Genomic DNA, 11,563 nt, shown 5'->3' with positions numbered 1-11,563 from the left:
CCGGCCTACACTCGGTCGCGTGAGAACCCCGCTGAGAGAACAGGTGGACCGTGCCAAGACACTGGCGCGGCGAAACGGGATGTGGTGGTGGAACCGTCGGCTGCGCATCGCCGACTGGTGTTTCGCCCTGTTCACGCTGCCCTTCAGTGGGCTGGCGATGCTGGCCGGGGTCGGCGGTGGACTGGGCGTCCTCTCGGCGCTGTTCGGGGTCTACGGGAGGTTCATGGACTCCCTGCCGAGCATGTGGTGGACCCTGCTCGGGGGAGTCCTCGCCTTCGTGGTGCCCGGGGTCCTGGCCTCGCTGACGATGTTGTGGCGGCGCAGTGCCCCGAGGTGGCTGCTGTTGACCGGGCTGCTGATGTTGGCGCTGTACGGCAACCCGATCCCGCTGATGGTGGGCCTGTACTCCTACCCGGCCCACTTCAATGACCGCAAGGTCCTCACCGGCTGGTTCGCCCTGGGGTGCCTGGCCGTGGCGAGCGTGTTCAACTCCGCGGTGATCTCCTTCGTCATGACGGCCACGTTCATCCTGGTCCTACCGACCATCGCCGGTTTGTGGATCGGTACGCGGCGTGAGTTGGTGGAGCGGTTGCGTGAGCGTGCGGAGCGGTTGGAGCGTGAGCAGCACATGATGGCCGAGCAGGCGATCACGGCGGAGCGGACGCGGATCGCGCGGGAGATGCATGATGTGGTGGCGCATCGGGTGAGTTTGATGGTGTTGCACGCGGGTGGGTTGGAGGTGTCGTCCGTTGATGAGCGGACCGAGCGGGCGGCGGGGTTGATCCGTACCACGGGGCGTGAGGCGTTGACGGAGTTGCGTGGCATCTTGGGTGTGTTGCGTGAGGAGGAGGGGCAGGCGGCTCCCACGGCTCCGCAGCCGGTGTTGGCGGATGTGGCGGGGTTGGTGGCGCAGTGGCGTGGTGCCGGGATGGACGTGGAGTGCGAGCACACCGGGGGGCGTGGTGAGTCGCCTTTGGCGGTGCAGCGTACGGCGTTTCGGGTGGTGCAGGAGGCGTTGACCAACGCGGCCAAGCACGCCACGGGTGCTCGGGTGCGGGTGTGGTTGCACCACGGGGTGGACCGGTTGGAGGTGGAGGTGGCCAACGGTCCGGTGCCGGGTGTGGTGGACCCGGCGCCGCGTAGCGGGTTCGGGTTGACGGGTCTGCGGGAGCGGGTGGCTTTGGCGGGTGGGGAGATCAGTGCGGGTCCCTGCCCCGACGGCGGATGGCGCCTGCGCGCTATGTTGCCGGGGGAGGGGACCACCGAGTCCGCCTCGCACGACGCGTTGGAACCGCAAGACAGAGGAAGAGGGCACCAAGGGTGATCCGCACGATCCTGGTCGATGACGAGATCCTGGTCCGCTCCGGGCTGCGGATGATCCTGGAGTCCGCCCCGGACATCGAGGTGGTCGGGGAGGGCGGCGACGGTGAGGAGGCCGTGCGCCTGACCGAGGAACTGCGCCCCGACGTGGTCCTGTTGGACATTCGGATGGCCGGCATGGACGGGTTGGCCGCCGCGGAACGCATCACGTCCCTGCCCGAGCCGCCCCGCGTAGTGCTGCTGACCACCTTCGACCTGGACGAGTACGTGCACAGCGCGCTGCGCGCCGGGGCGGTGGGGTTCCTGCTCAAGGACACCCCGCCGCGAGACCTCATCGCCGCCGTGCGAACCGTCGACGATGGGCACGCCATGCTCTCGCCCAGCGTGACCAAGCGCATGCTCGAACGTTTCGCCTCGCCCGCGCCCGCCGACTCCGCGGCCGGACGGCAGGACGCCCTGAGCCGTTTGTCGGCGCTCAGCGAACGCGAACGGCAGGTGCTGGTCGCGGTGGCCGAGGGCAAGTCGAACGCCGAGGCGGGACGGTCCCTGGGCATGCGGGAGACCACCGTCAAGGCGCACGTGAGCCGCATCCTGGCCAAGCTGGAGATGTCCAACCGGGTCCAGGCGGCCATCCTCGCCCACGACGCCGGTTGGGCCTGACGATCGCTTGACATCGCCGGTCGGGCCGCCTTATCACAGTCCGTGTTCTTGTGGCGGTCCGTCACTGATCACGCCTTTGCCCTCGGTTGCGGCTACCGGCCGGTAGGTCGGTACGCTGCAAGGCGATCCCCATCCGAGCAACACACGTCGTGGCTGTTCAGGCCACCAAAGAATGAGGAGCCCCTATGTCGCGTTCGGTACTGGTCACCGGCGGCAACCGCGGAATCGGCCTGGCCATCGCCCGTGAACTGGCGGCGAACGGTGACAAGGTCGCGGTGACCTACCGCTCCGGCGAACCCCCGGAGGGGCTGCTCGGCGTGCGTTGCGACATCACCGACTCCGCCCAGATCGACTCCGCCTTCAAGGAGGTGGAGGAGGCCCACGGTCCGGTGGAGGTCCTCGTCGCCAACGCCGGCGCCAACAAGGACCAGCTCCTGGCCCTGATGAGCGAGGACGACTTCTCGTCGGTCCTGGACACCAACCTCACCGGTGCCTTCCGCGTCGCCAAGCGCGCCGTGCGCGGCATGATGCGCAAGCGCTTCGGCCGCATCGTCCTCATCTCCTCCGTGGTGGGTCTGCTCGGTTCGGCCGGCCAGGCCAACTACTCCGCGTCCAAGGCCGGACTCGTCGGCTTCGGGCGTTCCCTGGCACGCGAGCTCGGTTCGCGCAACATCACCGTCAACGTCATCGCCCCCGGTTTCATCGAGACCGACATGACCGCGGCCCTGCCCGAGGACCGCCAGGCCGAGATCAAGAAGAACGTCCCCCTGGGCCGCTTCGGCGGCACCGACGACATCGCCAAGACGGTCACCTTCCTCGCCGGCCCCGGCGGCGGCTACATCACCGGCGCCGTCATCCCCGTCGACGGCGGCCTCGGCATGGGCCACTGAGCGACCGGCACCACGAAGAACGGACCGCCATGGGAATCCTCGACGGCAAACGCATCCTCGTCACCGGGGTGCTCACCGACTCCTCCATCGCCTTCCACGTCGCCCGACTGGCCCAGGAACAGGGCGCCACCGTCGTCCTCACCGGCTACGGCCGCCTGGGCCTGGTGCGGCGCATCGCCAAGCGCCTGCCCCGGGAAGCCCCGGTCCTGGAACTGGACGTCACCGACGACGAGCACCTCGCGACCCTGGCCGCCCGGGTCGGTGAACACGTCGACGGCCTCGACGGCATCGTCCACTCCATCGGCTTCACCCCACAGGAGGCCTTGGGCGGCAACTTCCTCAACACCGAGTGGAGTGACGTCGCCCAGGCGATGCACACCTCCACCTTCTCCCTGAAGTCGCTCACCACGTCCCTGCTGCCCCTGATGGGCCGGGGCGGATCGGTGGTCGCCCTCGACTTCGACAACAGCGTCTCCTATCCCGTCTACGACTGGATGGGCGTGGCCAAGTCCGCGCTGACCTCCACCGCCCGCTACCTCGCCCGGTACGTGGGGGACCGGAACGTGCGGGTCAACCTGGTCTCCGCCGGGCCACTGAGCACCATGGCCGCCCGCAGCATCCCCGGGTTCGAGGAGCTGGCCCGGAACTGGCCCGAGCGCGCCCCGCTCGGCTGGGACGTCAAGGACCCCGAGCCCGCGGCCAAGGCGGTCGTGGCACTGCTGTCCGACTGGTTCCCCGCCACCACCGGCGAGACCGTGCACGTCGACGGTGGTTTTCACTCCACCGGGGCCTGACACGAAGCACCGACGGGGGCGGGCGGCGCGTGATCGCGCCGCCCGCCTTGTAGCATCGGGGCGGCCGAGTCGAGTGGAGAAGGTGGGACATGGATCTGGGACTGTCGGGGGCCAAGGTCGTGGTGACCGGGGCCAGCAGGGGGATCGGCCGCGCCATCGCCCAGGTGTTCGCCGAAGAGGGCGCCGACCTGGCCCTGTGCGCCCGCACCCCCGAACCGCTCGACCGGGCCGCCCGTGAACTGGGTGAGACCGGGGCCGAGGTCTTCAGCCGGGCCCTGGACGTCACCGACCACGACGCGCTGCCCGTCTTCATCGAGGACGCCGTCATCGCGCTCGGGGGCCTGGACGTGCTGGTCTCCAACGTCTCCGGCGGCAGCGCCGCCACCCCCGACCAGTGGCGGCGCGGCTTCGACGCCGACCTCATGCCGTTCGTGCGCCTGACCGAGGCCGCCAAGCCCCACCTGCTGCGCTCCGAAAGGGGTGGGTCGGTGGTGCTGGTCTCCACGACCTCCGCGCTGCACGTCACCCGCCCGGCAGGGGCACGCTCCTACGGGGCGGTCAAGGCGGCGCTCAACCACCACGCCTCCTCGCTGGCCCGGGAGTGGGCGCCCGAGGGTCTGCGCGTCAACACGGTCTCCCCGGGACCCACCGAGTTCCCCGGTGGCGGTTGGGAGCGGCGCCGCGAGAGCGACCCGGAGTTCTACGAGAGCATCCGCGAACGCGTCCCCACCGGACGCCTGGGCCGTCCCGAGGAGGTCGCCCGTGCGGTGGCCTTCCTGGCGAGTCCCGCCGCCACCTACGTCACCGGTCAGAACCTGGTCGTGGACGGCGGGTTCCTCGACCGCGTCTGACCAGGACCACCACGAGCGTCACGAGCGCGAACCCGCCCAGGGCGCCGGAGACCAGGATCGACACCGCGGCCTCGGGGAACCACAACAGGCCCGCGCGAACGCCGATGGTCGCCGACAGCGTCACCACCGCCGCCACGGACAGCGCGGCGAACACACCCCGGATCCACCCCGTCCACCGCCGTCGGACGCGATCACGACGCGGGTGGATCACGGTGGCGACCGCACCCGCCACGGACAGTGGGATCGCGGCGGTGACACCCCACACCAGGGCCGGCCCCAACGGATCCGTTTCCGGTTCGAGGGGGGTGCCACCACCGGTCAATAGGTGGGCCGGTCCGAACCCGACCGCCTGGACCTCTCCGTCGCGCAGGTTGTCGTAGCCGTTCTGCGGCACCACGACGGCGCGCTCGCGTTCGGGCAGCACGATCATCATCGCCGCGAACCCCGGGGTGGCGCCGGCGTGCCAGACCACGTGTTCGTCCACGCCCGGCACGGGCGCGTCCCACCAGCCCAACCCGCACTCGCGTCCGGGGGAGCGTTCGACGGCACCCGTCCGGGCCTCGCCGAGGGTGGCCGAGTCCAGGACCGGCGGATCCTCGACGAGTTGCATTCGGGCGAAGGCCGCCAGGGAGTCCAGGTCGCCGCCGAGGTAGCCGTAGGCCACGCCGCCGTCGTCCACACGCGCCGGGACCGGGCTCGGGAATCCCCACAGGGTGCGTTGGCCGGCGGCCAGGCCCAGGGCGCGCGCCTCCTCCGTGTTGGTGAAGGTGTCGGTCATCCCCGCCGGGTTCAGGATCGCCTCACGCAAGTAGGAGCCGTAGTCGGTGCCGGTGACCGCCTCGACGATCGCGCCGATCAGCAGGTAGTTCGCGCTGCTGTACTCGAATTCGCCCGGGTTCCCCGGGTCGGACACCGAGGAGGGCGTGCGCCACGAACGCTCCATCGCCGACGTCGTGTGCGCCGCGCTCATCGAACACCTGCCGCTGGACGAGGACCGCCGAGCCGAGCACCGCGTCATCCGTGCCCTGGCCGCCCGCGCCCTGGACAACCCCCGCCTGGCCGAGGTGGACGTGCTCGCCGCCGAGGACACGCACGCCCGGATCGCGCGCGCGATCCGCAACGGTTTCGAATGCGGTGAGGTCGACCCGGCCACGGACCCCGACGTGGCCGCCACGCGTGCCCGAGCCGTCGTTCGAGCGGAGATCGACACCGTCTTCACCGGCGAGTGCGGTCAGTACACCCGCCGACCTGGGACCTGATCAGCCCTCGCGCAGGATCTGGACCAGCCTCGTGGTGCGTTCGGGGGTCAGGTTCTCGCGCACACCGCTCTCCAACGCGCCATCGGTGGCGTCCACCACCGACACGTGCCGCACGGCGCGGGTCAGCGCCGTGTACACCTGGGGCCGCGACACCGGAACCTTGGGCGGGAACACCGTCACCACCGCGGGCCATCGGCCGCCGTGCGCGGCCGCCACGGTGACCGCCCAGCCGTGGCGCAGCGCGGAGGGGTCGGCGACCTTCACCCGGGAGCCATCGGACAGCTCCACCACCGCGCCGTCGTCGAACTCGCGCAGGTACCCCGTGTCGCCCGGGCCGTGACCCGGGCCGGTGGCGGTGAGCAGCACCCGGTCGCCCGGGTCGAAACCACCGTGTGCGCCCTGGCCGGGGTTCAGCAGTTCCTTGCAGGCGGCGTTGAGCGCACGCGCCCCCGCCGGACCGTCCTCACGTGCGGTCACCACCTGCACGTCCTCGACGGCGATGCCCAGGGCACGCGGGATGGAGTCGGTGAGCAGCTGCGTCACCCGGTGCGCGGCCTCCTCGGCGGAGGTGGACGGAACCCGCACCACCTCGCGCTCGGGCGCCTCCACCTCGGTCCACTCGCCCGCGGCCACCGAAGTGGCCAGTACCCCGAGCGGGCCGGGAGCGGTCTCGTCGGCCAGGGCGGTCACATGCGCGGTACGTGAGGCGGCCACGTCGATCACCACGCGTCCGGGGGTGGCCGAAGGCGCCTGGTCGAGGTCGGCGAGCAACACCAGGTGCGCTCCGTCGGCGCACGCCGACGCCAGTTCGGCCATCCTCGCGGTGCCCATCGACATGGACTCGCACAGGACCACGAGGCCCGCCTCGATCGGCGCCCGACCCAGCAGCGCGGCCAGGGAGAGGACACGAAGCGGCTCTTCCGCGTCCGCCGCGGTCTCGCTCACCCGGTCCAGGTCGGCGTTGACGGCCGCCGCGGTCTGGGCGGTGGGGGCGACCACGGCGATGCCCACGCCGCTCTCGGCGGCGATCGCGGCCAGGGCGTGCAGGGCACGGGCCGTTTCGGCGTGGTCGCCGGGGCCGTGTCGCACCACGGTGACCGGGCGCAACGCCACCGTCACCAGGGCCTCGCGGGTCTGCTCCGACAGGTCGAACCCGCCGCGCTCGGCCACCGCCTCCACGGTCTCGGCGGCGGTCAGCGAGTCCATCACCGGATCGTTCGCGCCGATCAGTCGGGCCAGATGGGTGCCCAGACGCTGTTCGGAGTGCCCGAGGTCGGGCAGGGCGTAGAAGCGTTCGGGGTCGGGCGGCTCGGGGACGCCGCCCTCGGTGAAGTCGAAGTCGTCGTCGGACTCGTCGGTGCTCTCGAACAGCGCCGCCTGCTCGGCGTCGACGGCGGCCTCCAGGGCCGCCATGGGCGCGGATACGCCCAGCTTGCCGACCACCGTGGCCAGGCGTTTCTCCTCCACCGCCGTGTGTCCGCGGTTCGCGGCGGTGCGCAGGGTGTGTCGCACCAGCGCGGACAACCGGCGCGGGTCGTCGGGCCGGGCGCCGTCGCCCAAATGCTTGCGGGCGCAGTAGTCGGCCTGTTCCCGGGTCACACCCGGCACGCGCAGCAACAACCATGGGTCGGCGTCCAACGCGGCGGCGGACCGTGGGCCCAGCTCGGACACCAGACGCGGTGCGAGGGCGCGCGGGGCGCCCATCCGGTCAAGGACGGCACTGACCTTCTCGACGGCCTCGGACACCGGTTCCCCTCGTCAGGTGGTGGATGGTTTCCGGGTGAGCCTATCGACTCGCGGCGACGATCCGGTGCGGGGTCGGCCGGGCCCGGCCATCGCCCTTGACATTCGGAGAAGTGGTGTTCAGGCGCGATCGGAGGCCGGTCGGGTGGTCTCCACGTCCGGGGAGACCACCCGAAGGACGGCCTCGCAGGGGTCGGTCTCGGGGGCGCTGAGCCGGATCGCGTCCGCGGCGGTCGCGGCGGAGGACCGGAAGAGTTCGCGCTGTGTTCGGGGGAGTCCGCCCAACACGCGCTCCTCCACGTGCGCGACCAGTTCCTCGGCCCGTCCCAGCACGGAGAGCCCGTGGTCGGTGGGGCACACCCGGCGCACCCGTCGGTCCTTGGAGTCGACCCGGCGCCGGACCAGGTCGGCGGCCTCCAGGTCGTCGAGCAGATAGGTCATGACGCTGCGGTCGATGAGGAGCCGTTCGGCGAGCGCGGCCTGGGTGGGGGGCTCGCCCGCGGCGACCGTGGTGAGCACGTGGAACCCGCGGCTGCCGTGCGGCAGGTCGGCCAGGGCCTGCTCGACGTGCTCGTGCCAACGGCGGAGCAGGACGGCCAGCGACCACCCGAGGTCGGGTCCGGGAAGGTCCTCCGAAGTGCTGGCGCTCATGGGCTCACGATACCAGGAACAGTTTGTTCATCAGATATGTTGAAGGGAACATCGTTTGTCCCACAAATGATCCTGGTCACGTCGCCCCGAGGAGAAGCCATGACCGACTACGGACACCGCCTGGAGTTCGGCACCTTCATCACGCCGACCGCCCAGGACCCCGAACGCGCGGTCGGGCTGGCCGAAGTGACCGAGGCCGCCGGCCTGGACCTGGCGAGCTTCCAGGATCACCCCTACAACCCCGGCTTCCTCGACACCTGGACCCTGCTGAGCTGGGTCGCCGCCCGCACGGAACGCTTGCGCGTGGCGGGCAACGTCCTCAACCTGCCCCTTCGCCCCCCGGCCGTCCTGGCCCGCGCCGCCGCCAGCCTGGACCTGCTCTCCAAGGGGCGCTTCGAACTCGGCCTGGGCGCCGGCGCCTTCTGGGACGGCATCCACGCCATGGGCGGTCCGCGTCGCACCCCCGGACAATCGGTGGAGGCCCTCACCGAGGCCATCGACCTCATCCGCGAGGTATGGGACGCCGACGCACGCGGCGGAGTGCGAGCCCAGGGCGAGCACTACTCCGCCCACGGCATGAAGCGCGGCCCCCGCCCCCACCACGACATCGGCGTCTGGCTGGGCGCCTACAAACCCCGCATGCTCCGCCTGGTCGGCGCCAAGGCCGACGGTTGGCTGCCGAGCCTGGGTTACCTCGACCCCGCCGACCTGCCCGAGTCCAACCGGATCATCGACGACGCCGCCGAGGCCGCCGGACGCCACCCCCGACAGATCCGACGCCTGCTCAACCTCTCCGGAGCCGCGTTCTCGCCCGTCGACCGCGGCTTCCTGCAGGGCCCGCCCGAACAATGGGTCGAGCAACTCCTGCCCTTGGCGGTCGAGAACGGTGTGGCCACCTTCATCCTGGGCACCGATGACCCGCGCACAATCGAGATCTTCGGTGCGGAGGTGGCCCCCGCCCTGCGCGAGGCGGTGGACCGCGAACGCGCCACCGCCGGCACCCCCACCGGGCCGGCCAGGACCGCTGCCGCGCTCGGCGCCCGTCGCCCCGGCATCGACTACGAAGGCGTGCCCGAGTCCCTGCGCGAGGGCGCGGTCGAACCCGGCGACAAGGACTACCGAGGCGTGCGCCACGGCTACATGCAAAGGGGCCGGCCCGGCCTGGTCCTACGCCCCGACGAGCCCGCCCGGGTCGCCGAGGCCCTGGCCTACGCCCGCGAACAGGACGTGACCCTCAACGTGCGCTCCGGCGGGCACGGGATCAGCGGTGCCTCCACCAGCGACGGTGGCGTGATCGTCGACCTGGGCCGGATCAACGGGATCGAGGTCCTCGACCCCGAGTCCGGGCTGGTGCGCCTGGGAGCCGGCGCCCGCTGGGGCGACGTCGCCGAGCGGCTCGGCGCGCACGGGCTCGCCATCAGCTCCGGCGACCATGGGGGAGTGGGTGTGGGCGGCATCGCCACCACCGGCGGCGTCGGCTACATGTCCCGCTCCCACGGACTCACCATCGACAACGTCGTCGCCGTCGAGCTGGTCACCGCCGACGGCCGGCTCCTGCGTGTGGACGCGGACCACCACCCCGACCTGTTCTGGGCTGTCCGCGGCGCCGGCGCGAACATGGGCGTGGTCACCTCCGTGGAGATCGAGGCCGCCCACGTGGACACCGTGGTACTGGGACAGTTCACCTACGACGCCGCGGCCACCGCCGCGTTCCTTCGCACCTGGGGGGAGATCGCCACCGCCGCGCCGCGCGAGGTCACCGCGTTCCTCACCCTGGGCACGGGACGCGCGGGCCAGGGACCGATCGCGCAGGCGATGGTGGTGTACGCGGACGACGACACCGACGCGGCCGTCACCGCGCTCGAACCCTTCCTGAAGGCCGGTCCGGTCCTGGACCAGCGCGCGCAGCTCGCGCCCTACCCGGCGCTGCTCGTCCCACACCAGGGCCCGCACCAGGGAGCCGGCGTCCCCGTCTCACGTTCCGGGCTGGTGGGTACCATCACCGACACCAGCGCCGAGATCATCGCGGGGATGGTCGCCTCCGGTGACTCCTACTTCACCCAGTTCCGCCAGGTCGGTGGGGTGGTCAACGACGTCGCGCGCGACGCCACCGCCTACGCCCACCGTTCGGCGAACTTCTCGGTGGCCGCGCTCGGGCGACACGCCGACCGCTTGGACTCGCGTTGGGCGGCGCTGGAGGGCGAACTCCAGGGCATGTACCTCAGCTTCGACACACGCACCGGGCCCGAGGTCCTGGCCCAGGCCTTCCCCGAACCCACACTCGGGCGGTTGCGCGCGATCAAGTCTCAGTACGACCCGGAACGGGTCTTCGACCACAACTTCCCGATCCCGCCCATGGCCGACTGACCGGGTCGACCGACCGGGCCGACCGGGCGGCCGATCAGCGTCCGGGGCCGGCGGTGGCGTCGTCCAGCGCGTCCCTGATCTTGGGCGGCAGCTCCACGCTCTCCACCGAGAGGATCTCCTCCAGTTGGGGCAGGGTGCGCGGCCCCACGACGGCGGAAGCGACGCCGCCCTGGTCGCGTGCCCAGCTCAACGCCACCGCGAGCGGGGACACGCCCAGACCCTCCGCGGCGGTGCACACCGACTCCACCACCCGACGACTGCGGTCGTCCAGGTAGGGCTCGACGTAGGGCGCCATGTGGGGGAAGGCCGCTCGAGAGTCCGAGGGCACCCCGTTGCGGTACTTGGCGCTGAGCACGCCGCGACCCAGCGGGGACCAGGCGATCAGGTGGGCGTCGCTCGCCGCGGCCGCGGGCCGTAGGGAGTGGTCGGCGGATCGGTTGAGCAGTGAGTACTCCGTGCCCGCGCTCACCAGGGGAACCCGGTCCGGGCGGGCACGCTGCCAGGTCGCCAGGGTCGCGAACTGCCAGGCCTCCAGGTTCCCGGTACCCACGTAGCGGGCCTTGCCGGCGGCCACGGCGGTCTCCATCGCCGACAGGATCTCCTCCGGCGGGGTGTGCGGGTCGAACACGTGCAGCTGCCACAGGTCCACGTAGTCGGTCTGAAGCCGTCGCAGGGAGGCGTCCAGCGACGCCAGTAAGTGCCTTCGGGAGGCGTCCACCGGCCGGTAGCCCTCGGGGGTGTGGCCGCTCTTGGTGGCCACGACGACGTCCTCGCGCCGCACCGTTCCGCGCAGCAGGCGGCCCAGGATGCGTTCGCTCTGTCCCCCCGTGTAGATGTCGGCCGTGTCCACGAGCGTGCCGCCCGCGTCCGCGAACGCGGTGAGCTGCTGCCCGGCCTCCTCCTCGGAGGTGTCCTTTCCCCAGGTCATCGTGCCCAGAGCGGTACGAGACACCCAGAGCCCTGATCTGCCCACCTGTCGCTGTTCCATGCGGCGGAGGTTACCCTGTCCCTCTGTCGACGGGGGTGCT

The 11,563-nt window shown here is 71.5% G+C and carries 11 protein-coding genes; 7 read left to right on the top strand and 4 right to left on the bottom strand.

Annotation, left to right across the window (positions count from 1 at the left end; all coding sequences use genetic code 11):
* Nucleotides 1-19 precede the first annotated feature (19 nt).
* From ACWGSK_RS14225 to ACWGSK_RS14205, 5 genes are all read left to right on the top strand, one after another.
* Complete coding sequence (locus tag ACWGSK_RS14225) at nt 20-1,324, top strand: sensor histidine kinase (protein WP_452455985.1); 1,305 nt, start codon at nt 20-22, stop codon at nt 1,322-1,324.
* Nucleotides 1,321-1,980 carry a response regulator transcription factor gene (locus tag ACWGSK_RS14220; protein WP_358513025.1) on the top strand — a complete coding sequence of 220 codons (660 nt, stop codon included), beginning with the start codon at nt 1,321-1,323 and terminating at the stop codon, nt 1,978-1,980. The genes ACWGSK_RS14225 and ACWGSK_RS14220 overlap by 4 nt, the downstream gene beginning before the upstream one ends.
* Before the next feature lie 185 nt (nt 1,981-2,165).
* A complete protein-coding gene (gene fabG / locus ACWGSK_RS14215; protein WP_358513027.1) occupies nt 2,166-2,870 on the top strand; it encodes a beta-ketoacyl-ACP reductase in 705 nt (234 codons plus the stop codon).
* Between the two features lie 29 nt (nt 2,871-2,899).
* Entirely contained in the window at nt 2,900-3,664 is a 765-nt protein-coding gene (gene fabI / locus ACWGSK_RS14210; protein WP_358513029.1) for an enoyl-ACP reductase FabI, read from the top strand.
* Between the two features lie 89 nt (nt 3,665-3,753).
* Nucleotides 3,754-4,515: an SDR family NAD(P)-dependent oxidoreductase gene (locus ACWGSK_RS14205; RefSeq protein ID WP_358513031.1), complete on the top strand. Its 762-nt coding sequence runs from the start codon at nt 3,754-3,756 to the stop codon at nt 4,513-4,515.
* On the opposite strand, the gene ACWGSK_RS14200 is transcribed toward ACWGSK_RS14205, so the two are convergent.
* The gene (locus ACWGSK_RS14200; RefSeq protein WP_358513033.1) at nt 4,466-5,458 is read right to left on the bottom strand and encodes a serine hydrolase domain-containing protein; all 993 of its coding nucleotides are present in this window, start codon (nt 5,456-5,458) and stop codon (nt 4,466-4,468) included. The two genes, ACWGSK_RS14205 and ACWGSK_RS14200, sit on opposite strands and share 50 nt — an antisense overlap.
* Between ACWGSK_RS14200 and ACWGSK_RS14195 the strand changes: the two genes are divergently transcribed.
* Nucleotides 5,439-5,774, top strand: coding sequence for a TetR family transcriptional regulator C-terminal domain-containing protein (locus ACWGSK_RS14195; protein WP_358513035.1), 336 nt, complete (start codon nt 5,439-5,441; stop codon nt 5,772-5,774). The two genes, ACWGSK_RS14200 and ACWGSK_RS14195, sit on opposite strands and share 20 nt — an antisense overlap.
* Here ACWGSK_RS14195 and ACWGSK_RS14190 read toward each other — a convergent pair whose 3' ends face one another.
* Both ACWGSK_RS14190 and ACWGSK_RS14185 read right to left on the bottom strand, forming a co-directional pair.
* Nucleotides 5,775-7,520: a helix-hairpin-helix domain-containing protein gene (locus ACWGSK_RS14190; RefSeq protein ID WP_452455984.1), complete on the bottom strand. Its 1,746-nt coding sequence runs from the start codon at nt 7,518-7,520 to the stop codon at nt 5,775-5,777.
* A 117-nt stretch (nt 7,521-7,637) separates the two neighbouring features.
* Nucleotides 7,638-8,168 carry a MarR family winged helix-turn-helix transcriptional regulator gene (locus ACWGSK_RS14185; protein ID WP_358513039.1) on the bottom strand — a complete coding sequence of 177 codons (531 nt, stop codon included), beginning with the start codon at nt 8,166-8,168 and terminating at the stop codon, nt 7,638-7,640.
* A gap of 99 nt (nt 8,169-8,267) precedes the next feature.
* On the opposite strand from ACWGSK_RS14185, the gene ACWGSK_RS14180 reads away from it, so the two are divergent.
* On the top strand, nt 8,268-10,535 hold the full coding sequence (locus ACWGSK_RS14180; protein WP_358513041.1) for an LLM class flavin-dependent oxidoreductase: 2,268 nt from the start codon (nt 8,268-8,270) through the stop codon (nt 10,533-10,535).
* 34 nt (nt 10,536-10,569) lie between these two features.
* Here the strand turns inward: ACWGSK_RS14180 and ACWGSK_RS14175 are convergent, their stop codons facing one another.
* The gene (locus tag ACWGSK_RS14175) at nt 10,570-11,523 is read right to left on the bottom strand and encodes an aldo/keto reductase (protein ID WP_452455983.1); all 954 of its coding nucleotides are present in this window, start codon (nt 11,521-11,523) and stop codon (nt 10,570-10,572) included.
* Nucleotides 11,524-11,563: the final 40 nt, after the last annotated feature.

It is taken from the genome of Nocardiopsis sp. NPDC055551, assembly GCF_053619415.1.
The sequence above is the reverse complement of the archived record's forward strand: the minus strand, read 5'-3'. Positions and strand labels throughout refer to the sequence as shown.

Bases quoted from the DNA above. Each gene is read 5' to 3' on its own strand.
- fabG (WP_358513027.1), top strand. From the start codon at position 2,166: ATGTCGCGTTCGGTACTGGTCACCGGCGGCAACCGCGGAATCGGCCTG.
- fabI (WP_358513029.1), top strand. From the start codon at position 2,900: ATGGGAATCCTCGACGGCAAACGCATCCTCGTCACCGGGGTGCTCACC.
- ACWGSK_RS14205 (WP_358513031.1), top strand. From the start codon at position 3,754: ATGGATCTGGGACTGTCGGGGGCCAAGGTCGTGGTGACCGGGGCCAGC.
- ACWGSK_RS14200 (WP_358513033.1), bottom strand. From the start codon at position 5,458: ATGGAGCGTTCGTGGCGCACGCCCTCCTCGGTGTCCGACCCGGGGAAC.
- ACWGSK_RS14185 (WP_358513039.1), bottom strand. From the start codon at position 8,168: ATGAGCGCCAGCACTTCGGAGGACCTTCCCGGACCCGACCTCGGGTGG.
- ACWGSK_RS14180 (WP_358513041.1), top strand. From the start codon at position 8,268: ATGACCGACTACGGACACCGCCTGGAGTTCGGCACCTTCATCACGCCG.
- ACWGSK_RS14175 (WP_452455983.1), bottom strand. From the start codon at position 11,523: ATGGAACAGCGACAGGTGGGCAGATCAGGGCTCTGGGTGTCTCGTACC.